Raw genomic sequence first — 20,260 nt, 5'->3', positions numbered from 1 at the left:
GCTCGACCCCCGGGCCTTGGCCCGGGCCGAGGCCGCCGCCGGCAAGGGCGGCAAGCTGGCCAATGCCGCCATCGCCCGCGTCGCCGCGCTGGACCGCTACGCGGCGCATTTCGTCACCGCGCGGGCGATGATCCGCCGCATCACCATCGTCACCGGCCCGACCAACAGCGGCAAGAGCCACCTGGCGCTCGACCGGCTGGCGGCGGCGGAGAGCGGCCTGGCCCTGGCGCCGCTGCGCCTGCTGGCGCACGAGTTCCGCGAGGCGCTGGCGGCGCGGGGCGTGGCGGCGGCGCTGACCACGGGCGAGGAGCGCATCCCGGCCCCCGGCAGCCGCCACCTCGCCGCCACGGTGGAGATGTGCCCCTTCCACATGCCGGTCGACGTCGCCATCGTCGACGAGGCGCAGCTGCTGCACGACCGCGACCGCGGCGCCGCCTGGACCGCCGCCATCATGGGCGTGCCGGCACGCCAGCTCTTCGTGCTGGGCGCGCCGGAATGCATCCCGATGGTCCGCCGCATCGCCGCGCTCTGCGGCGACGAGGTCGAGGAGATCTCGCTCCAGCGCAAGAGCCCGCTGCATGCCGCCGGCGGGCCGGTCGGCTTCGGCACGCTGCGCGCCGGGGACGCGCTGGTGGCCTTCTCGCGCCGCGACGTGATGGACCTGCGCGAGGAACTGGTGAAGCGCGGCCGCAAGGTCGCCGTGGTCTATGGCGCGCTTTCGCCCGAGGTGCGGCGCGCCGAGGCCGCGCGCTTCCGGGAGGGCGAGGCCGACCTGCTGGTGGCGACGGATGCCATCGGCATGGGGCTGAACCTGCCGATCCGCCGCGTCGTCTTCTCCACCCTGCGCAAGTTCGATGGCGAGGAGCGGCGCGACCTGACCAGCCAGGAGGTGAAGCAGATCGGCGGCCGCGCCGGGCGCTTCGGCCACCATGAGGGCGGCGTGGTCGCGGTGCTGTCCGGGGCCGGCAGCCCGGACTTCGTGCGCGCCATGCTGGAGGCGCCGCCCGCGCCGCCCGCCGAACTGCGCCCGCAGGTGCAGCCGGATGCGGAGATCATCGCCGCGGTCGCCGAGGAGATCGGCTCGGACAGCCTGTTCGGCGTGCTGGCGCGCATCAAGCGCGCCGTGCTGCGCAAGGACGATCCCAACTACCGCCTGGCCGACCTGACGCAGCCCATGGCCATCGCCGCCGCCATCGACGGCGTCGCCGGCCTGTCGCTGATGGATCGCTGGACCTATGCCCTCTGCCCGGTGGACGAGCGCGACAACGGCATCACCCGCCTGGCGCGCTGGGCGGTGGACCATGGCGCCGGGCGGCCGGTGCGGCCGCCGCTGGCCGGGCGCCTGCCGCCGCCTGACAAGGCCAGCGGCGAGGAGCTGCAGAAGGCCGAGAAGGTGCACAAGCGCTTGGTCGCCTGGCGCTGGCTGGCGCTGCGCTTCGCCGCCGCCTATCCGGACCGGGACGAGGCGGAGCTGGAGACGGCGCGGCTCGACGACTGGATCGAGGCCGTGCTGCGCCAGCAGCGGCGCGGCAAGGCGGTGGGCCGGAGCGCGCCGGATCGGGCCGGCCGGGGCGCCCCCCGGTCCTAGAGCGTGATCTGCAGGCGCAGGCCGACCAGCAGCGAATCGGACAGGGCGCGGTTGCCCCGCCGCTCTTCCGCCGCTCCCGCCGCCGGGTTCAGCATCCATTGCACCAGGGGGCGGATCTCCACCGCGCCGAGGGGGAGGTTGTAGTTGACCTCGACGACCGTCTCGTGGCTGCGCTCCGGCCAGGCGGAGCGGGTGACGAAGGCGGTCTCGCGGTCCAGCCGCCGCGCCTCGCGGCCGATATGCGCCTGCGAGACGCCGAGCGAGAGGGTGTCCTGCGACCGCCAGGGCAGGTCGCGCCAGGCCAGGCCGAGATCGCCCTGCGCCGTCACCGTGTTGCGGCCGGGCGGCGCGTAGAAGCCGCGCGCGAAGATCGCGACCGGGCCGAGGGCGACCTCGCCGATGGCATAGCCGCCATAGTTCTGCCCGTAGCGGCGCGGCGCGCCGGCGCGCGGATCGGCGAGGGAACGCCCCGCGCTGTCGCGCCGCACATCGTCGAAGCCGCCATTGTGGTACCAGCCGCCCAGCCGCAGCACCCAGGGGCGGGGGGCCTCGCCCGGCCTGTCGGCGCCGACCACGGCTTCCGCCAGCATCAGCGCGCCGCCGGTGAAGCTCGGGTTGATACCGTAGCGGTTGTGCCGCTGCGGCTCCGTCTCCTCGCCATAGCGCCCGCCCGGATCGCCGGAGAACAGCGCCAGGCGCAGGCCGCTGCCCTGGTCGGGATCGGCCAGGCTAAGCCGAAGGCCGGGGGCGGCGAAAGGATAGGCCGGGCCGCCCGAGGGCAGCGCCTCGGTCAGCGCGACCGGCCAGCTGAAGGTGCTGTTCACCAGGTATTCCGCCGCGTCGGCGCGGGCGAACTCGTTGTCCGCCGCCATCTGCCCGACCCGCAGCGAGGCCCGGCCCGGCACCGCGTACTGCACCCAGGCATCGGCCAGGGCGGCGGTCGGCAGCGCCTCGGCGCCGCTGGCCGGGGCCAGGCCGCCGGTGAGGGTCTCGGTCGGGCGGCGCCCCACCAGCGCATAGGCGCCGAGGCCGATGCTCCAGCCCCGCAGGCCCGCCATCCGGTCCAGATCCGCCAGCAGGGTCAGCTTCACCTGCCCCAGCGCCGCGGCGCCCCGCCGCAGGCCGCCGTCGAGATTGACGAAGCCGTCCGCCAGGGCCTCGGCGCCCAGGCAGAGGCCGGAGGCCAGGACATGATCGTCGCAGGCCTCGGTGGGATCGGGGGCTTCCTGCGCCCGCAGCGGCGGCGCCAGCAGCACGGCGAGGCCCACCGCGACGAGCAGGGTGGCACGACGCGCGCCTCGGCGGCTCCCGGTGGAGATCGGCATGGAGGTCGGTTCCCGATACGGAGGGCGGCAGGCCAAGGGGGCGCCCCCGGTGGCGGTGAAGGCGCGTGCATTATTCCAGCATAAAGCAACCTGAGGTTAAAACTTAAGCTTCCGCAACTTTCATCGCCGCCTCGCATTGGCCGCCAGGATACGCAGAGTCGGGGGAGAGGCGAGGTGTGGGATGCGATCCCCTATTGCGGCGCGGGGCCCGGGCCGGCCGAGGCCTGGAGTCGCTGGAACACGGACCCGCTCCTGCTGACCGGCCTGGCGCTGCTCCTGGGGTGGGCGCTGCTGCGGCCGGCCCCGCGGCGTGGCATGGCGCTGCTGGCCTGGTCGGTCCTGGTCGTCGCCTTCGTCTCGCCGCTCTGCGCGCTGAGCTCGGCTCTCTTCGCCGCCCGCACGCTGCATCATGTCCTGCTGATCGGGGTCGCGGCGCCGCTTCTCGCCCTGGCGCTGCGCGACGGCACCCGGCGGCGGGCCGGCGCCTGGCTGTCCCTGGCGCTGCCTCTGCATGTCGTCATCCTCTGGCTCTGGCACGCGCCGCCCGCCTATGCCGCCGCGCTGTCGGGCGACGCGGTCTACTGGGGCATGCAGGCCACGCTGCTGGGCAGCGCGCTGGTGTTCTGGGCCGCCGCCCTTGGCCGGCGCGACGAGGCCTGGCCCTATGTCTCCGGCCTGCTGGCGATGATGGCGCAGATGGGCCTGCTCGGCGCGCTGATCACCTTCGCCCCCGCCGCGCTCTACGCGCCGCATCTCGCCACCACCCAGGCCTGGGGCTTCTCGCCCCTGCAGGACCAGCAGCTCGCCGGGCTGATCATGTGGGTGCCGGCCAGCCTGATCTACCTGCTTGCCGCCCTGGTTCGCGCCGGACGCTGGCTGGACGAGGCGGCGCCTGAGCGGGATGCCTGAGATGGCCTGGCTGAAGGCCGCGCATATCGCCACGCTCTGCGTCTGGTGCGCCGGGCTGATCTTCCTGCCGAGCCTCTTCATCGGCCGCGCCCGCCATCCCTCCGGGCCGCAACTGAGGCAGCTCTGGAAGTTCACCTGGGTCGGCTACCGCGCCATCGTCTCGCCGGCGGCGGTGCTGGCCATCGCCACCGGCACCGGGTTGATCTTCGCCTATGGCGTGCTGGTGCCCTGGCTCTTCCTGAAGCTGATGGTGGTGGGAGGGATGGTGGCGCTGCACATGTACTGCGGCCATGTGCTCGGGCTGCTGGCGGAGCCGGAGCGCTGCTACGCGCGCTGGCGCAGCATCCTGATGATCGTCACCGCCTGCCTGCTGATCCTGGTGGTGCTGCTGCTGGTGCTGGGCAAGCCCGGGATCGGCGACGGTGTCTTCCCCGACTGGCTGCGCCAGCCGGGGAAGGGGCAGGAACTCTATCAGTCGTCGCCCGAGAGCATGAGGCCGATCTGATGCTCGAACACCAGCTTGCCGCCATGCCAGCCCGCCAGCCCGACGAAGACCGCGGCCAGGACCGAGAGGAACAGACCCCAGGGCAGGGGCGTGCCGAGCTCGGCCGGCCCCCCCTCGAACAGCCGCAGCGCCCAGTTGGCGCCGGCGACGGAGAGCAGCATCACCGCGGCCACGAAATGGGTCCATCCGGCGCTGTGGCGGCGGATGTCGCGCACCAGCAGCAGCTCGGCGGTGCCGGACAGGCCGGCGAGCAGGCCAAGCCCGAAGGCGGCGCCGCTGGCCCACAGCCCGGCCCGGACCCAGAAGGGATCGGCCGACCACCAGTAGAAAACGTCGCAGGCCAGTGTCGCCATCACCAGCGCGATCGGAAAGGCGACCAGCATGGCATGGATCGGATGACCCGCGACGGCGACCTTGGAGCCGACGGCGTCGCCGCTGAGTTCAGGAATCGAATTCGACATGAGGCACGGCCCTCCCGGCTGCGGCGTGGCGTGGATGCGGCTTTAAGCGGCGGCCGGCGGGTGGGGTTGCCGGCGGCCCTGCCGCTTCTCGCCGCCTGCTCCGGCCCCCAGTCGGTGCTCGACCCGGCGGGGCCCGGCGCGGCGGCGGTGGCCACGCTCTGGTGGGTGATGTTCGCCGGCGCCAGCTTGATTCTGCTCGGCGTCTGCGGCCTCGCGCTCTATGCCGTGCTGCCGCGCCGGCGCGGGCGCGGCCTGGATGCCGGGCGCTTCCTGGCCGGTGGCGGGCTGGCCTTCCCGCTGGCGGTGCTGGCCGTGCTGCTGGTCGTCTCGCTGCGCGCGGGGGAGGCCTTGCTGCCGCATCCCGGCCCGCGCGTGGTGCGCGCCGAGGGCGAGGCGCGGCAGTGGTTCTGGACCTTCACGCAGTACGACGCGGCGGGGCGCGCCATCCGCACCACCGACGAGCTGCACATCCCGGTGGGCGTGCCGGTCGACCTGCGGCTGACGGCGGCGGATGTGATCCACAGCTTCTGGGTGCCGCGCCTGGCCGGCAAGCTGGACGCCATTCCGGGCCATGAGAACCTGCTGCGCCTGCAGGCCGACGCGCCCGGCCTCTACGAGGGGCAATGCGCCGAGTTCTGCGGCCTGGAGCACACGCGGATGCGCTTCCGCGTGCGCGCCCACGCGCCGGAGGACTATGCCGCCGCCCTGGCCGGGCTGCGCCTCACCCCGACCGCCAATCCGGTGCCGGAGCGCAGCCCATGAACGCCCTTCCGCCCGACCCGATCCGCCGCCACCGCGCGCTGGAGGCGATCTGGGGCACGCCGCCCGGCCTCGGCCGCCTCGCCGCCGTGAACCACACGGTAGTCGGGCTGCGCTTCATGGTCACGGCCTTCGTCTTCTTCGCCATCGGCGGCGTGCTGGCCATGCTGATCCGCGCCCAGCTGGCGACGCCGGGCAACACCTTCATGCCGCCCGGCCTCTACAACCAGGTCTTCACCATGCACGGCACGGTGATGATGTTCCTCTTCGCCATCCCGATGCTCGAAGGGCTGGCGATGTACCTGCTGCCGAAGATGCTCGGCGCGCGCGACCTCGCCTTCCCGCGCCTCTCCGCCTATGGCTACTGGTGCTACCTGCTGGGCGGCGGCTTCATCATCCTCGCCATGCTGCTGGGCATCGCGCCCGATGGCGGCTGGTTCATGTACACGCCGCTCTCCTCCTCGACCTACACGCCGGGGATCAACGCCGATGTCTGGCTGCTCGGCATCACCTTCGTCGAGATCTCGGCGGTCAGCGCGGCGGTGGAGATCACCGCCAGCATCCTGAAGATGCGCGCGCCGGGCATGTCGCTGGCGCGGATGCCGATCTTCGCCTGGTACATGCTGGTGACGGCGGTGATGATGCTGGTGGGCTTCCCGCCGCTGATCCTCGGCAGCATCCTGCTGGAGGTGGAGCGCGCCTTCGGCCTGCCCTTCTTCGACCCGACGCGCGGCGGCGACCCCCTGCTCTGGCAGCACCTCTTCTGGCTGTTCGGCCATCCGGAGGTCTACATCATCTTCCTGCCGGCGGCGGGGGTGATCTCGACCATCCTGCCGGTCTTCGCCCGCCACCGGCTGGTCGGCTACAACTGGATCGTGCTGGCCCTGGTCGCCATGGGGTTCCTGAGCTTCGGCCTCTGGGTGCACCACATGTTCGCCGTCGGCATCCCGCACATGGCGCTGGGCTTCTTCTCCGCGGCCAGCATGGCGGTGGCGATCCCCACGGCGGTGCAGATCTTCGCCTGGCTGGCCACGCTGCTGAAGGGCCGGCCGCGCTTCGACCTGCCGATGCTCTATCTGCTCGGCTTCTTCTTCATCTTCGTCAATGGCGGGCTGACCGGGGTGATGGTCGCCGCCGTGCCCTTCGACTGGCAGGTGCATGACAGCTACTTCGTCGTCGCGCACCTGCACTACGTGCTGATCGGCGGCTTCGTCTTCCCGCTGATGGCGGGCGCCTACTACTGGCTGCCGCACGTCACCGGGCGGATGCCCATCTACCATCTGGGCCATGCCGCCTTCTGGCTGGTTTTCATCGGCGTCAACATGACCTTCCTGCTGATGCACCTGACCGGGCTGCTCGGCATGCCGCGCCGGGTCTATACCTATCCGGCCGGCATCGGCTGGGACTGGCTGAACCTGCTCTCCTCCGTGGGCGGCTTCCTCAGCGCCATCGGCTTCGCCCTCTTCGCCGTGGACATGCTGCTGCTGCGCCGCTTCGGCCGCCGCGCGCCGCGCAACCCCTGGGGCGCGGAGACGCTGGAATGGGCCATGCCGCTGCCGCCGCCGAGCTACAACTTCGCCAGCCTGCCGCCCGCCGAGAGCCGCGACCCACTGGCGGACCGCCCGCGCCTCGGCCAGGAGGCGGCGGTGGGGATGCATGTCCTCGGCACGCCCCGGCATGGCTGGATGGAGACGCTGGGCGTCGAGGCGGTGAGCGGGCGGCCGGAGCAGGTCATCCTGCTGCCGCGCCCGAGCTTCCTGCCGCTGGCGCTCGGCCTGGCCACGGCCCTCTGCTTCCTGGGCCTGCTGCTCAAGGCCTACTGGCTGACCGGCCTCGGCCTCGCCGGCGTGCTGACGGTCGGCTGGATCTGGTGCTGGAGCCTGGGGGCGCGGCGCGATCCGGCGCGGGTGGCGGCGGGGGAGGGGCTCTTCCTGCCGCTGCACATGGTGGCGCCGGCCCAGCCGGGCTTCCTCGGCATGGGGCTGCTGCTGGTGGCCGATGCCGCCTTCTTCGCCTCGCTGGCCTTCGGCGCGCTGTTCCTCGCCCTGGTCGCGCCCGGCTGGCCGCCGCCGGCGCTGCTGGCCTTCGATCCCTGGCTCTCCGCTCTCGGCCTCGCCGGGCTGCTGGCGGCGCCGCTGGCGACGCTGCTGGCCCGGGCCAGCCTGCGCCGCGGCGGAGCCGGGGCCTGTTCCTGGCTCATGGGCCTCGGCGCCCTGGCCGGGCTGCTGGCCGCCTTCGCCTTCGCGGCCCTGCCGCTCTGGCGGGGGCAGGACTTCACCGGCCATGCCTATGCGGCGACGGCGCTGGTCCTCGGCCTGTACGTCGCGCTGCATGCCGGGCTGGGAGCGGTGATGGCGGGCTTCACCCTGGCGCGCTGCCGGGCCGGCTATGTCTCGGCGCTGCGGGACCTGGCGCCGCGCAACACCGGGCTGTGGCAGGGCTATACGGCCCTCTCCGGCGTGGCGGCGCTGCTGCTGCTGCAACTCTGGCCCTGGCTGGCCGCGCCATGAGCGCGCCGGGGCGCACCGTCCAGAGCCGCGTTCCGGGCATCCTGGTCGCCACCGGGGCCTTCATCCTCTGGAGCCTCGCCTTCCTGGCGCTCTACGTCGCCGTCTCGCTGGGCTGCGCCTGGGGCTGGGACCGGCCCTGGGGCGGGGCGGGCGGGTTCGGCCTCAGCCTGCAGCGGCTGGTGGCGCTGGGTGTCTGGGGCCTGCACCTGCTGCTGCTGGCGGGGCTGCTGGCCTGGGCCTGGGCGCCCGGGCCGCTCGACAATGGCGAGCGCCAGTTCCGCCGCGTCCTCGCCATCGGCGGCGCGGCCTTCGGCCTGCTGGCGACGCTCTGGACAGGGCTCCCGGTGTTCCTGGCCTCCGACTGCCTGTGAGGGCGCCCCTCAGTCGATCACCGCCTGATAGCTCAGCACGCGCAGCTCGCGCCGGATCGGCCAGGTCGAGGAAGGGGTGAGCTGGGTCATCAGGATCACCGCCATCTCCTCCGCCGGATCGATCCAGAAGGCGGTGGAGGCGGCACCGCCCCAGGCATATTCGCCTGGCGTGCCGAGGATCTGCGCCCGGGCCGGATCGAGCATGACCGAGAAGCCCAGCCCGAAGCCGATGCCCTCGGCCGTGGATTCCGACCAGCGCGCCTGGCCCATCGCCGCCATGTCGCCGTTCAGGTGGTTGGCGGTCATCAGCGCCACCGTCTTGCGGCCGAGCAGGCGGGTGCCCTCGAGCGCCCCCTTGTTCAGCATGAGCTGGCAGAAGCGCCAGTAGTCGGCGACGGTGGAGACCAGGCCGCCGCCGCCCGAGCAGACCGCGCGCGGCCGGAGGTAGCGGCTGCCGGCCGGCGCATCGATGACGGCAAGGCCGTCCGGGCCGTGGGCGTAGTTGGCGGCGAGGCGGTGATGCTTCTCCGGCGGCACGTGGAAGTCGGTATCCACCATGCCGAGCGGCTCGATGACGCGCCGGCGCAGGAAGACCTCGAAGGGTTCGCCCGAGATCATCGCCACCAGATGGCCCAGCACGTCGGTGGCGATGCTGTAGTTCCAGGCCTCGCCAGGCTGGGCGATCAGCGGCAGCCGCGCGGCCTCGGCCACCACCGCGGCCAGGCTGCTCTCGGCGGTCTGGAAGTCCACGCCGCGCTCCCGGTAGAGCGCGTCGACCAGCGTCGCCTGCATGAAGCCGTAGGTCAGGCCGGAGGTGTGGGTCAGCAGGTCGCGGAAGGTGATGTCGCGCCGCGCCGGCACCGTCTCCAGCCGGCCGCGCGCGCCGCCGGTGCAGACGCGCATGTTCGCGAAGTCCGGCAGGAAGCGGGTGATGGGATCGTCGAGCTGGAAACGGCCTTCCTCATAGAGCATCAGGATGGCCAGGCTGGTGAGCGGCTTGGTCATGGAATAGATGCGGAAGATGGTCTCCGGCCGCATCGGCGTGCCGGACGCGATCTCGGCCAGGCCCGTGCTGTGCAGATGCGCGACCCGCCCCCGCCGGGCGACCATGGTGGTGAGGCCGGGCAGCCTGCCTTCGGCCACCAGCCGCTCCGCCCATCCCTCGATCCGGCGCAGGCGCTGCGGGCAGAGGCCGAGCCTCTCGGGCGGGACGAGATCCATGGGCGGGCTCCACGGCCGGAAAGAGGGAGGAGGATCCTGCGCCAGCCGCTTCGCCGCGTCGAGCCCACGGGCCCCCAAGGGGGGCTTTGAGAGCCCCGATTTTCCCGCATCGGAATGGTATTCCGCATATTGAATAGATGCGGGGAGGCGTCTAGCCTGCGCGCCAAGTTCAGAGGGGCCGGTCCACAGCCGGGCGGGCCCGGGGAAGGAAAGCAGGCGGGTGGCGGCGGCCGGGCCGAGGGCGCGGCGCGGCCTCCCGCCCGGACAAGGATGCCGCCGGTGCCAGACACGACTGCCCAGGACGCGCTGCCCATGGAGGCGCTCTCGGCCCTGCTCTCGCCACGCTCGGTGGCGGTGGTCGGGGCCTCGGCCGATGCCACGCGCATCGGCGGTCGCCCCATCGCCTCGATGCTGGAGGCCGGCTACCAGGGCAAGATCCTGCCGGTGAACCCCAAGAGCGGATTGATCCAGGGCCTGCCCGCCTGGCAGTCGGTCGCGGCCTTGCCGGAGGTTCCGGACGTCGCCATCGTCGCCGTGCCGGCCGCCGCCGTGGCGCCGACCATGGCGGAGCTGGGCGCGCGCGGCGTCAAGGCGGCCATCATGTTCAGCGCCGGCTTCGCCGAGATGGGCGAGGCGGGCGCCGAGGCCGAGGCGCGCATCGTGGCCCGGGCCCGCGCCGACGGCATGCGCGTGCTGGGGCCGAACTGCCTCGGCCTGTTCAATGCCCGCACCGCCTTCTTCGGCACCTTCTCGACCAGCCTCGAGCGCGGCATGCCGACCCCGGGCCCGATCGGCATCGCCAGCCAGTCCGGCGCCTATGGCATGCACCTTTTCGGCATGGCGCGCGACCATGGGCTCGGCATCTCCTGCTGCGTCACCACCGGCAACGAGGCCGACCTCAATGTCGGCGACATGATCGGCTGGATGGCGCAGGATGACGGGACCGAGGTGATCGCCGCCTATTCGGAGGGCATCCGCGACGCGAAGAGCTTTCTCGCCGCGCTGGAGCTGGCGCGCCGGAACCGCAAGCCGGTGGTGATGATGAAGGTCGGGCGCAGCACCGTGGGCAGCGCCGCCGCCAAGTCGCACACCGCCTCCATCGCCGGCGACGACGCCGTGACCGACGCGGTGCTGGCCGAGTACGGCGTGGTGCGCGCCCGCACCACGGAGGAACTGCTCGACATCGCGCGGCTCGCGACGCAGCGCATCTATCCGGTGGGCAACACGCTCGGCGTGCTGACCATCAGCGGCGGGGCGGGCGTGCTGATCTCGGACGCGGCCGAGGCCGCCGGCCTCGCCATGCCGCCCATGCCGCAGGCGGCGCAGGAGAAGCTGCGCGGCCTGGTGCCCTTCTCGGCGCCGCAGAACCCGGTGGACTGCACGGCCCAGGCGCTGAACGACCTGACGCTGGTCGGCCGCTTCGCCGAGTCCATGGTGGTCGATGGCGGCTACAAGTCGGCGCTCTGCTTCTTCACCCACACCGGCGGCGCCGCCTCGGTCGCGCCGCATCTCCGGCGCGAGCTGGGCGCGGTGCGCCGCGCGCATCCGGACCGGCTCTTCGTCCTGTCCATCCTCGCCAATCCCGACCAGATCCGCGAGTTCGAGAGCGACGGCTTCACCGTCTTCGAGGATCCCTCGCGCGCCGTGGTGGCGATCCAGGCCATGGGCCGCTTCGGCGACGCCTTCGCCGCCGCCGCGCCCGCGGCGCCACCGGCCCTGCCGCCCGTCGCCCTGCCGTCCAGCACGCCGAGCGAGGCCGAGGCCAAGCGCATCCTGGGCGAGGCCGGCATCGCCGCCGCGCCCGAGCGCGCCTGCGCCACGGTGGAGGAGGCGGTCGCCGCCGCCGAAGGCTTCGGCTATCCGGTGGTGCTGAAGATCCTCTCGCCCGACATCCTGCACAAGTCCGAGATCGGCGGCGTGCTGCTGAACGTGGCCGGGGCCGAGGCGGTGCGCGAGGGCTTCGCCCTGCTGAAGCGGCGCGCGGCGGAGGCGGCGCCGCGGGCGCGCATCGAGGGCGTGCTGGTGGCGAAGCAGCTCTCGGGCGGCGTCGAATGCATCCTCGGCGTGCATCGCGACCCGGTCTTCGGCCCGGTCGCCATGTTCGGCCTGGGCGGCATCTTCGTCGAGGTGCTGAAGGACGTCGCCTTCCGCCGCTGCCCCTTTGGCGAGGCGGAGGCCGAGGCGCTGATCCGCTCGATCCGCGGCGCGCCGCTGCTGCAGGGTGCCCGCGGCCGCCCGCCGGCCGACATCAAGGCGCTGGCCGCCATGCTCTCGCGCCTGTCCGTCTTCGCCCACCAGGCCGGCCCCGGCCTGGCCGGCATCGATCTCAACCCCGTCTTCGCCATGCCCGAGGGGCAGGGCGCCTTCGCCGCCGATGCGGTGATCGACATCGCGGAGGACCAAGCGTGATCGACTACGAGAAGCTTCTCAACTTCCCGATCCCCGAGGTGCGGCAGCGCGTGACGCCGCGCGACGCCGTGTTCTACGCCCTGTCCATCGGGCTCGGCCAGGACCCGATGGACAAGCGGCAGCTCGACTATGTCGACGCGCACCGCGCCCTGCGCGTGATGCCCTCGATGGCGGTGGTGATCGCCCATCCCGGCTTCTGGCTGGCCAATCCCGAGACCGGTGTCGATGCGGTCAAGGTGGTGCATGGCGAGCAGCGCATCACCCTGCACCGCCCGCTGCCGGTCGATGGCGAGGTCATCGGCCGCACCCGCGTCACCGGCATCGTCGACAAGGGCGAGGGCAAGGGCGCGCTGCTCTATTCCGAGAAGGAGATCACCGACGCGGCGACCGGCGCGCTGCTGGCGGTGACGGGCAGCACCACCTTCCTGCGCGGCGACGGCGGCTTCGGCGGCCCGGCGGGCCCGGTGCAGCCGGTCCATCCGGTGCCGGAGACGGCGCCCGACATCACGCTGGACCTGGCGACGCGGCCGGAACAGGCGCTGTACTACCGGCTGAACGGCGATGACAACCCGCTGCACGCCGACCCCGACATCGCGGCGCGCGCGGGCTTCCCGCGGCCAATCCTGCACGGGCTCTGCACACTCGGCGTGGTGACGCACGCGCTGGTGCGCGAACTCGGCAACTACGATGCGGCGGCGATGAAGGGCCTGGCGCTGCGCTTCTCCTCGCCGGTCTATCCCGGGGAGACGATCCGCACCGAGATCTGGAAGAACGGCGCCTTCCGCGCCCGTGTGGTCGAGCGCGACGTGGTGGTGGTCAACAACGGCAAGGCGGATTTCGCATGAGCGCGGCGCTCGATCAGGCGGCGGAGGAGCGGGCCGAATCGATCCGCATGATCCGCGACAGCGCGGCCGGCCTCGCGCCGCGCGGTGGTGACCGCAAGCGCATCCGCGCCCTGCGCTTCGAGGCGCCGGGCTTCGATGCCGGCGTGCTGCGGCAGATGGGCGAGCAGGGCTGGATCGGCCTTCGCGTGCCCGAGGAGCGGGGGGGCGCCGGGCTCGGCATGAGCGAGTTCTGCGCCGTGGCCGAGGAACTCGGCGCGGCCCTGGCGCCGGAGCCGCTGGTCGGCGCGGCGCTGTCGGCCCGGCTGCTCTCGGCCGTGGGCGCGGAGGCGCCGCTGGCGCGGCTGCTCTCCGGCGAGGCCCTGGTGCTGACCGCCTGGCAGGAAGCCGCCGGGCGGCTGGATGTGCCGGGCACCGCCGATGCGCCGCGCCTGTTCATCGGCCAGGCCGGCGGCGCCGAGGCCTTCCTGGTGCCGGTGCGCGAGGGCGACGGGCTGTCGCTGCGCCTGCAGCCGCGCGCGGGGGCCGACCTGACGCTGGAGAAGACGCAGGATGGCGGGTTCTTCGGCACGCTGCGCCCGTCCGGCGGGGAGAGCCTCGGCACGGTCGCCGTGGCGGAGGTGGAGGACGCGCTGGACGAGGCGGCCCTCGGCACCGCCGCCTACCTGCTCGGCGTCGCCGATCAGGCCTTCACGGTCACGCTGGACTATCTCCGCACGCGGCAGCAGTTCGGCAAGCCGATCGGCAGCTTCCAGGCGCTGCAGCACCGCGCCGCCGATCTCAAGATCCAGCTCGCCCTGACGCGCGCCAGCATCGAATCCGCCGCCGCCACGCTGGACCGGGAGGGTTCGCCGCGCGCCGCGCGCCGCGCCGCCGTCTCCCGCGCCAAGGCACGCGCCTCGGACACGGCGATGCTGGTGACCAAGCAGTCGATCCAGCTTCACGGCGGCATCGGCTACACCGACGAGGCCGACATCAGCCTCTATCTCCGCAAGACCATGGTGCTGTTCAACCAGTTCGGCCCGGCGGCGCTGCACCGCCGCCGCTTTGCCGCCGAGGCGCGGGAGGAAGAGGCATGAGCCAGTCCGCCGAGATGAGTTCCGCCGGCACCAACTGGGATGCGCTGTCGGACGAGGAGTTCCGCGCCGAGGTGCGGCGCTTCGTCGAGAGCGAGTATCCCGCCGAGCTGCGGAATCCGCAGCACCGGCTGCACTGGGAGCAGGGCCAGGCCTGGTTCGAGAAGGTCAAGGCCAAGGGGTGGGTGGCGCCGGGCTGGCCGCGCGAGCTGGGCGGCATGGGCCTCAGCGCCGCCAAGCAGATCATCCTGATCGAGGAGTATGAGCGGCATGGCGTGGCGCGCCTGCCCGATCACGGCGTGATCATGCTCGGCCCCCTGCTGATCCGCTTCGGCACCGAGGCGCAGCGGAGCCGCTTCCTGCCGCGCATCCTGGCGGGCGAGGACATCTGGTGCCAGGGCTATTCCGAGCCGGGCGCGGGTTCCGACCTCGCCTCGCTGCGCACAGAGGCGGTGCTGGATGGCGACCACTACGTGGTCAACGGTCAGAAGATCTGGACCACGCTGGCCACCGACGCCAACTGGATCTTCTGCCTGGTCCGCACCGACAAGACGGCGAAGAAGCAGGAAGGCATCAGCTTCCTGCTGATCGACATGAAGACGCCGGGCGTGACGGTGCGGCCGATCATCAATCTCGGCCTGCATGACGAGTTCTGCGAGGTGTTCTTCGACAATGTCCGCGTGCCGCGGGAGAACCTGGTCGGCCAGCCGAACAAGGGCTGGAGCATGGCCAAGGCGCTGCTCGGCTTCGAGCGCATCTTCCTGGGCTCGCCGCGCCAGTCGGGCTACGCGCTGGGCCGCCTGAAGAACCTGGCCGAGCGGATGGGCGTGTTCGACGAGCCGGACTTTCAGGAGCGCTACACGAGGCTGCGGTTGGATCTCGAGGACCACAAGGCGCTCTACGAGACCTATGTCGCCATCCTGCGGCGCGGCGAATCGCTTGGCCCCGACGTGTCCATGCTGAAGCTGCATCAGGCCGAGCTGTTCCAGCGCATCACCGAGGTGATGATGGACATCGCCGGAGAGAATGCCGGCCTGCTGGAGCCGATGGGCGGCAACCGGGATCTCCACCCCTCCGGCCAGTTCATCGAGGCGCGGCCGACGACGATCTACGGCGGCAGCTCCGAGATCCAGCGCGGCATCCTGGCCAAGAACGTGCTGGAGCTGCCCGGCTGATGCGCGGCGGAGGCGGCCGGTGACAAGGCCGCCCCGCGCGGAAGGAGGAATGATGCCGATCGCCCCGAACCGCCGCGGCCTTCTGACAGCCGCGGGCCTGCTCGCCCTGCCGGCCGTGGCGCGCGCCCAGCCGGGCACCACGGCGGACGCCCAGGGGGGCGCATGGCCGCAGCGGACCATCCGCATGATCATCCCCTTCCCGCCCGGCGGCACGACCGACCTCATCGGTCGCCTGCTGGCCGAGCAGCTCTCGGCGCGGCTCGGCCAGGCGGTGGTGGTCGAGAACCGCGGCGGGGCGGGCGGCAATATCGGCGCCGACGCGGTCGCCAAGGCGGAGCCCGATGGCTACACCATCCTGATGGCCTCGATCGGCACGGCGGCCATCAACTACGCCGCCTACGGGTCGCGCATGCCCTACCAGCCGAAGGACCTCGCCGCCGTCGGACTGGTGACGCGCGTCGCGAATGTCGTGCTGGCGGCGAAGGGGATGGCGATCACCGATATCGCCGGCATGCTCGCGGCGGCGAGGAAGGACCCCGGCGGGCTGAACTACGGCACCTCCGGCATCGGCGGCAGCCCGCATGCCTGCATGGAGCTGCTCAAGGCGCGCACCGGCATCGACATCCAGCACGTGCCCTATCGCGGCTCGGGCCCGATGCTGACGGAGCTGGTCTCCGGCCGGATCGAGCTGGCGATGGACAACATCCCCTCGGCGCTCAACTTCATCCGCGAGGGGCAGATCCGCGCGCTGGCGGTGACCAGCGCCATGCGCTCGCCGGTGCTGCCGGACGTGCCGACGCTGCAGGAGGCGGGGATCGCGGATTTCGACGCGGTCTCCTGGTTCGGCATCCAGGCGCCGGCCAGGACCCCGGCGCCCGTCGTGGCGCGGCTGGGACGCGAGATCGATGCGGTGGTGCGCGAGGCGGGGTGGACCCGGCGGATGCAGGACTTCGCCGCCGAGCAGCCACGGCTGACGCCGGAGGGCGGCACCACGCCGCAGGCTTTCGAGGTTTTCATCCGCGAGGAGATCGCGCGCTGGGCCGAGGTGGCGCGGGCCGGCCGTATCGTGGTGCAATGAGTATGGAACGCATGAGAAGGAGAGGCTGCCTGTGAGTATCCGAGGCAAGGCCTGCATCGTCGGCGCCTATGAGCATCCGACGCGCAAGGCCGAGGACAAGAGCACCGCGCAACTCCATGCCGAGGTGGCGCTGGGGGCGCTGCGCGACGCCGGGCTGACCCGCCGCGACGTGGACGCCTATTTCTGTGCCGGCGACGCGCCCGGCATGGGCCCGCTGAGCATGGCCGACTATATCGGCCTCGACCGGCTGAAGCATGTCGATGCCACGGATCTCGGCGGCTGCTCCTATCTGGCGCATGTGGCCCACGCGGCCGAGGCCATCGCCCTCGGCAAGTGCAGCGTGGCGCTGATCACGCTGGCCGGGCGGCCGCGCGCCGAGGGCATGGCGACCGGCACCGCGCCGCGCGCCGGCAATCCCGCGCAGCCCGACGTGCAGTTCGAATACCCCTATGGCGCGGCGATCGCGAACATGTACGCCATGTGCGCCCGCCGGCACATGTACGAGTTCGGCACCACCAGCGAGCAGCTGGCCTGGATCAAGGTCGCCGCCTCGCACCATGCGCAGCACAATGAGCATGCCATGCTGCGCAAGGTGGTGACGGTCGAGGATGTGGTGAACTCGCCGCTGGTGGCCGATCCGCTGCACCGCCTCGATTGCTGCGTCATCAGCGACGGCGGCGGCGCGCTGATCGTCACCAGCCCGGAGGTCGCCCGCAGCCTGAAGCGGCCTGTCGTCACGGTGCGCGGCGCCGGCGAGACGGTGAAGCACCAGATGGGCGGGCAGCTCGACCTGACCTATACCGGCGCGCGCTACTCCGGCGCCCGCGCCTTCGAGATGGCGGGCGTCAGGCCGGCGGACATCAAGTACGCCAGCATCTACGACAGCTTCACCATCACCGTCCTGCTGCAGCTCGAGGACCTCGGTTTCTGCGAGCGTGGCCAGGGCGGCAAGTTCGTCTCCGACGGCAACCTGATCTCGGGCGTCGGCAAGCTGCCCTTCAACACCGATGGCGGCGGGCTCTGCAACAACCACCCGGCCAATCGGGGCGGCATCACCAAGGTGATCGAGGCGGTGCGTCAGCTGCGCGGCGAGGCGCATCCGGCGGTGCAGGTGAAGAATTGCGACCTGGCGCTGGCGCATGGCACGGGCGGCTCGCTCGGCACCCGCCATGGCAGCGCGACGCTGATCCTGGAGAGGGAGTGAGGCCATGAGCGAACAGACCCCGAAGCGCGTGCCGCCGAGCCCGACCCCGGACGTCTCCACCAGGCCCTTCTGGGACGCGGCGCGGGACGGCAAGCTTCTGATCGGCCGCAACACCAAGACCGGCAAGGTGCACTACCCGCCGCGCCCCATCTGCCCCTTCGATGATGAGGGCGAGGTGGAGTTCGTGCCGGCCAGCGGCGAGGGCACGATCTATACCTTCAGCATCATGCGCGCGAAGGTTCCCTATGCCATCGCCTATGTGGAGCTGGCCGAGGGGCCGCGCATCATGACCAATATCGTCGATTGCGACTTCGACAGGATCGAGGTCGGGCAGAAGGTGCGCGTCACCTTCGTGCCCAGCGAGGGCGACGGCCAGCCCGTGCCCATGTTCACGCCCGTCTGAGCCAGGAAGAGGAAACGATCCATGTCCATGCTGGAAGGAAAGGTCGCCATCGTCACCGGCGCTGGCGGCGGAATCGGGCGGGAGATCGCCCTGGCCATGGCCCAGGCCGGGGCCAAGGTCGTGATCAACGACATCGGCGCCTCGCTGAGCGGGGAGGGCGATACCTCCGCCACGCCGGGCGAGCAGACCAAGGGCATCATCGAGCAGCGCGGCGGCACGGCGGTGACCAACACCGACAGCGTCGCCGGCTGGGACAGCGCCCGCCGCATCGTCGCCTCGGCCATCGAGGCCTTCGGCCGCGTTGACATCGTCGTCAACAATGCCGGCATCCTGCGCGACCAGATCTTCCACAAGATGACCGAGGCGGAGTGGCGCGCCGTCATCGACGTGCATCTCAACGGCAGCTTCTTCGTCTCCCGCGCCGCGGCCGAGCATTTCCGCGCCCAGGGCTCGGGCGCCTATGTGCACATGACCTCGACCTCGGGCCTGATCGGCAATTTCGGCCAGGCGAACTATTCGGCGGCCAAGCTCGGCATCGCGGCGCTGTCCAAGTCCATCGCCCTCGACATGCAGCGCTTCGGCGTGCGGTCCAACTGCATCGCGCCCTTCGCCTGGAGCCGCATGACCAGCTCCATCCCGGCCGAGACGCCGGAGCAGAAGGCCCGGGTCGAGAAGCTGAAGCGCATGACGCCGGAGAAGAACGCCACCCTGGCGGTCTTCCTGGCCAGCGACGCGGCGAAGGACGTGAACGGCCAGATCTTCGCGGCCCGCAACAACGAGCTCTTCATCTTCAGCCAGCCCCGCCCGGTGCGCAGCGCCCACCGCTCGGAAGGCTGGACGCCGGAGCTCATCGCGGAACATGCCTGGCCGGCGCTGCGCGGCCATGCCGTGCCGCTCGACCGGAGCCCCGACGTCTTCTCCTGGGACCCGGTCTGATCCATCCTGGCGGCGGAGGAAACCATGCGCATCACCCATGAGCTTGCCACTTTCGCCGCCGGTCTGCGGGCCGAGGCGCTGCCACCCGAGGTGGCGGCGCGGACCCGCGCCCTGGTGCTCGATCTGGTCGGCAACATCGTCCGCGCCCGGAAGGAGGCCGAGAGCACCCCGGCCCTCCTCGCCGCGGTGAAGGCGCTGGGCCTCGACAAGGGCGAGAGCCGGGTCTTCGCCGATACGGCGACCTACAGCCCGGCCGGAGCAGCGCTGATCAACGCCACGCTCGGCCATTCGCTCGACTTCGACGACACGCATGCGGTCGCCGTGGTGCATCCGGGGGCGCCGGTCATTCCGGCGGCGCTGGCGGCGGGCGAGATGACCGGCGCCTCGGGCGCCGAGGTGCAGGTGGCCATCGTCGCCGGCTACGAGGTGGCGCTGCGCCTCGCCCTGGCGCTGCCGGCGGGCGCGCATTACGATCGGGGCTTCCATCCCTCCGCGACCTGCGGCGCCTTCGGTGCGGCGGCGGCGGCGGGGCGGGTTTTCGGGCTGGATGCGGCGGGCATGGCCTCGGCGCTGGGAATCGCGCTCAGCCAATGCGCCGGCAGCCTGCAGTTCCTGGCCAACGGGGCCTGGACCAAGCGGTTCCAGGTCGGCTGGGCCGGCATGGCGGGCCTCGCCGCCGCCACTCTCGCGCGCGAGGGCTTCAAGGGCGCCGCCGATGCCATCGAGGGCAAGCACGGCTTCCTGCGCTCCTACGCACCGGATCCGAAGCCCGGGCGCGTGCTGCAGGATCTCGGCCAGGTCTGGGAACTGATGCAGACCGGCGTGAAGCCCTATCCGAGTTGCCGCTGGGGCCATGCCGGCATCGACGCGGCCCTCGCGCTGCGGGCCGAGCATGACCTGAAGGCCGAGGAGATCGAGGGCGTCACGCTCGGCATTTCCCGCGCCGGCATGCTGCTGGTGGGCGAACCCGCCGACCGCAAGGCAGATCCGCAGAACATCGTGGATGGCCAGTTCAGCGGGCCCTTCGTCATCGCCACGGCGCTGAGCACCGGCGCCATGGGCTGGGACAGCTACGCGCTGCTGCGCGACCCTTCCATCAGATCCATGATGCGCAAGGTGCGCTGCGAGAACGACCCCGAGATCGAGGCCGAGTTCCCGGCCAATATGTCCGGCAAGCTGACCGTCAGGGCGCGCGGCGAGACCTTCACGCGCAAGGTCATCGTGCCCAAGGGCGAGCCGGACAATTTCTTGACCGAGGCGGAGCTGCGCGCCAAGTTCAGCGGCCTGGCCGATGCCGTGCTGGGGCCGCAGGCGGCCGGGGCGCTGGCCGACACCATCTCCGGGCTCGATCGCCTGAACGACATTTCCCCCCTGTTGCGCAGCCCGGCCGAGGCGCTCTGAAGGATAGCGAGATGGACCATTCGATCGAGGATCATGCTGAGATCCGGCAGGAGGTGGCGAAGCTGTGCGCGCGCTTTCCTGGGGAGT

At 71.9% G+C, this 20,260-nt stretch carries 18 protein-coding genes; 15 read left to right on the top strand and 3 right to left on the bottom strand.

What is annotated here, in order from left to right:
- Positions 1 to 1,588 (top strand): helicase-related protein (locus ACVMLK_RS14265; RefSeq protein WP_457486747.1); only part of this gene is annotated, 1,588 nt, incomplete at its 5' end.
- Here the strand turns inward: ACVMLK_RS14265 and ACVMLK_RS14260 are convergent.
- On the bottom strand, positions 1,585 to 2,913 hold the full coding sequence (locus ACVMLK_RS14260) for a carbohydrate porin (protein WP_457486746.1): 1,329 nt from the start codon (positions 2,911 to 2,913) through the stop codon (positions 1,585 to 1,587). The genes ACVMLK_RS14265 and ACVMLK_RS14260 overlap by 4 nt on opposite strands.
- Positions 2,914 to 3,087: 174 nt before the next feature.
- Between ACVMLK_RS14260 and ACVMLK_RS14255 the strand changes: the two genes are divergently transcribed.
- Positions 3,088 to 3,822 carry a cytochrome c oxidase assembly protein gene (locus tag ACVMLK_RS14255; protein ID WP_457486745.1) on the top strand — a complete coding sequence of 245 codons (735 nt, stop codon included), beginning with the start codon at positions 3,088 to 3,090 and terminating at the stop codon, positions 3,820 to 3,822.
- A gap of 1 nt (position 3,823) precedes the next feature.
- Positions 3,824 to 4,327 carry a CopD family protein gene (locus ACVMLK_RS14250; protein ID WP_422922006.1) on the top strand — a complete coding sequence of 168 codons (504 nt, stop codon included), beginning with the start codon at positions 3,824 to 3,826 and terminating at the stop codon, positions 4,325 to 4,327.
- On the opposite strand, the gene ACVMLK_RS14245 is transcribed toward ACVMLK_RS14250, so the two are convergent.
- Positions 4,294 to 4,788 carry a DUF2231 domain-containing protein gene (locus tag ACVMLK_RS14245; RefSeq protein WP_198367507.1) on the bottom strand — a complete coding sequence of 165 codons (495 nt, stop codon included), beginning with the start codon at positions 4,786 to 4,788 and terminating at the stop codon, positions 4,294 to 4,296. The two genes, ACVMLK_RS14250 and ACVMLK_RS14245, sit on opposite strands and share 34 nt — an antisense overlap.
- A 30-nt stretch (positions 4,789 to 4,818) precedes the next feature.
- Here ACVMLK_RS14245 and coxB point away from each other — a divergent pair, with 30 nt between their 5' ends.
- Genes coxB through ACVMLK_RS14230 form a run of 3 tightly spaced genes read left to right on the top strand, consistent with a single transcriptional unit; the run spans position 4,819 to position 8,428 of the window.
- A complete protein-coding gene (coxB, locus tag ACVMLK_RS14240) occupies positions 4,819 to 5,550 on the top strand; it encodes a cytochrome c oxidase subunit II (RefSeq protein ID WP_422922005.1) in 732 nt (243 codons plus the stop codon).
- A complete protein-coding gene (gene ctaD / locus ACVMLK_RS14235) occupies positions 5,547 to 8,057 on the top strand; it encodes a cytochrome c oxidase subunit I (protein WP_457486744.1) in 2,511 nt (836 codons plus the stop codon). The genes coxB and ctaD overlap by 4 nt, the downstream gene beginning before the upstream one ends.
- Positions 8,054 to 8,428 carry a hypothetical protein gene (locus ACVMLK_RS14230; RefSeq protein WP_457486743.1) on the top strand — a complete coding sequence of 125 codons (375 nt, stop codon included), beginning with the start codon at positions 8,054 to 8,056 and terminating at the stop codon, positions 8,426 to 8,428. The genes ctaD and ACVMLK_RS14230 overlap by 4 nt, the downstream gene beginning before the upstream one ends.
- Before the next feature lie 9 nt (positions 8,429 to 8,437).
- On the opposite strand, the gene ACVMLK_RS14225 is transcribed toward ACVMLK_RS14230, so the two are convergent.
- Positions 8,438 to 9,649, bottom strand: coding sequence for a serine hydrolase domain-containing protein (locus ACVMLK_RS14225; protein WP_457486742.1), 1,212 nt, complete (start codon positions 9,647 to 9,649; stop codon positions 8,438 to 8,440).
- 279 nt (positions 9,650 to 9,928) lie between these two features.
- Here ACVMLK_RS14225 and ACVMLK_RS14220 point away from each other — a divergent pair, with 279 nt between their 5' ends.
- The 9 genes from ACVMLK_RS14220 to ACVMLK_RS14180 are packed head-to-tail and all read left to right on the top strand — an operon-like array spanning position 9,929 to position 20,173.
- Positions 9,929 to 12,058 (top strand): acetate--CoA ligase family protein, encoded by a 2,130-nt coding sequence (locus ACVMLK_RS14220; protein ID WP_422922001.1) that lies wholly within the window; start codon positions 9,929 to 9,931, stop codon positions 12,056 to 12,058.
- Positions 12,055 to 12,903 (top strand): MaoC/PaaZ C-terminal domain-containing protein, encoded by an 849-nt coding sequence (locus ACVMLK_RS14215; protein ID WP_457486741.1) that lies wholly within the window; start codon positions 12,055 to 12,057, stop codon positions 12,901 to 12,903. The genes ACVMLK_RS14220 and ACVMLK_RS14215 overlap by 4 nt, the downstream gene beginning before the upstream one ends.
- Complete coding sequence (locus tag ACVMLK_RS14210; RefSeq protein ID WP_198367500.1) at positions 12,900 to 13,979, top strand: acyl-CoA dehydrogenase family protein; 1,080 nt, start codon at positions 12,900 to 12,902, stop codon at positions 13,977 to 13,979. The genes ACVMLK_RS14215 and ACVMLK_RS14210 overlap by 4 nt, the downstream gene beginning before the upstream one ends.
- Entirely contained in the window at positions 13,976 to 15,151 is a 1,176-nt protein-coding gene (locus ACVMLK_RS14205) for an acyl-CoA dehydrogenase family protein (RefSeq protein ID WP_232477316.1), read from the top strand. The genes ACVMLK_RS14210 and ACVMLK_RS14205 overlap by 4 nt, the downstream gene beginning before the upstream one ends.
- Before the next feature lie 52 nt (positions 15,152 to 15,203).
- The gene (locus ACVMLK_RS14200; RefSeq protein ID WP_457486740.1) at positions 15,204 to 16,229 is read left to right on the top strand and encodes a Bug family tripartite tricarboxylate transporter substrate binding protein; all 1,026 of its coding nucleotides are present in this window, start codon (positions 15,204 to 15,206) and stop codon (positions 16,227 to 16,229) included.
- Positions 16,230 to 16,260: 31 nt separating this feature from the next.
- On the top strand, positions 16,261 to 17,433 hold the full coding sequence (locus ACVMLK_RS14195; RefSeq protein WP_198367498.1) for a thiolase domain-containing protein: 1,173 nt from the start codon (positions 16,261 to 16,263) through the stop codon (positions 17,431 to 17,433).
- A 4-nt stretch (positions 17,434 to 17,437) separates the two neighbouring features.
- Positions 17,438 to 17,836, top strand: coding sequence for a Zn-ribbon domain-containing OB-fold protein (locus ACVMLK_RS14190; RefSeq protein WP_198367497.1), 399 nt, complete (start codon positions 17,438 to 17,440; stop codon positions 17,834 to 17,836).
- Between the two features lie 21 nt (positions 17,837 to 17,857).
- On the top strand, positions 17,858 to 18,772 hold the full coding sequence (locus ACVMLK_RS14185) for an SDR family NAD(P)-dependent oxidoreductase (RefSeq protein WP_370592054.1): 915 nt from the start codon (positions 17,858 to 17,860) through the stop codon (positions 18,770 to 18,772).
- A gap of 24 nt (positions 18,773 to 18,796) precedes the next feature.
- Positions 18,797 to 20,173: an MmgE/PrpD family protein gene (locus ACVMLK_RS14180; RefSeq protein WP_198367496.1), complete on the top strand. Its 1,377-nt coding sequence runs from the start codon at positions 18,797 to 18,799 to the stop codon at positions 20,171 to 20,173.
- The last annotated feature ends 87 nt before the right edge of the window (positions 20,174 to 20,260 follow it).

This window comes from Teichococcus aerofrigidensis, from assembly GCF_054073225.1.
This window is presented reverse-complemented; position numbering and strand designations above follow the sequence as displayed.

Excerpts from the sequence above, each read along its gene's own strand:
- ACVMLK_RS14260 (WP_457486746.1), bottom strand. The coding sequence starts at position 2,913 with ATGCCGATCTCCACCGGGAGCCGCCGAGGCGCGCGTCGTGCCACCCTG.
- ACVMLK_RS14250 (WP_422922006.1), top strand. The coding sequence starts at position 3,824 with ATGGCCTGGCTGAAGGCCGCGCATATCGCCACGCTCTGCGTCTGGTGC.
- ACVMLK_RS14245 (WP_198367507.1), bottom strand. The coding sequence starts at position 4,788 with ATGTCGAATTCGATTCCTGAACTCAGCGGCGACGCCGTCGGCTCCAAG.
- ctaD (WP_457486744.1), top strand. The coding sequence starts at position 5,547 with ATGAACGCCCTTCCGCCCGACCCGATCCGCCGCCACCGCGCGCTGGAG.
- ACVMLK_RS14230 (WP_457486743.1), top strand. The coding sequence starts at position 8,054 with ATGAGCGCGCCGGGGCGCACCGTCCAGAGCCGCGTTCCGGGCATCCTG.
- ACVMLK_RS14225 (WP_457486742.1), bottom strand. The coding sequence starts at position 9,649 with ATGGATCTCGTCCCGCCCGAGAGGCTCGGCCTCTGCCCGCAGCGCCTG.
- ACVMLK_RS14210 (WP_198367500.1), top strand. The coding sequence starts at position 12,900 with ATGAGCGCGGCGCTCGATCAGGCGGCGGAGGAGCGGGCCGAATCGATC.
- ACVMLK_RS14205 (WP_232477316.1), top strand. The coding sequence starts at position 13,976 with ATGAGCCAGTCCGCCGAGATGAGTTCCGCCGGCACCAACTGGGATGCG.
- ACVMLK_RS14200 (WP_457486740.1), top strand. The coding sequence starts at position 15,204 with ATGCCGATCGCCCCGAACCGCCGCGGCCTTCTGACAGCCGCGGGCCTG.
- ACVMLK_RS14190 (WP_198367497.1), top strand. The coding sequence starts at position 17,438 with ATGAGCGAACAGACCCCGAAGCGCGTGCCGCCGAGCCCGACCCCGGAC.
- ACVMLK_RS14185 (WP_370592054.1), top strand. The coding sequence starts at position 17,858 with ATGTCCATGCTGGAAGGAAAGGTCGCCATCGTCACCGGCGCTGGCGGC.
- ACVMLK_RS14180 (WP_198367496.1), top strand. The coding sequence starts at position 18,797 with ATGCGCATCACCCATGAGCTTGCCACTTTCGCCGCCGGTCTGCGGGCC.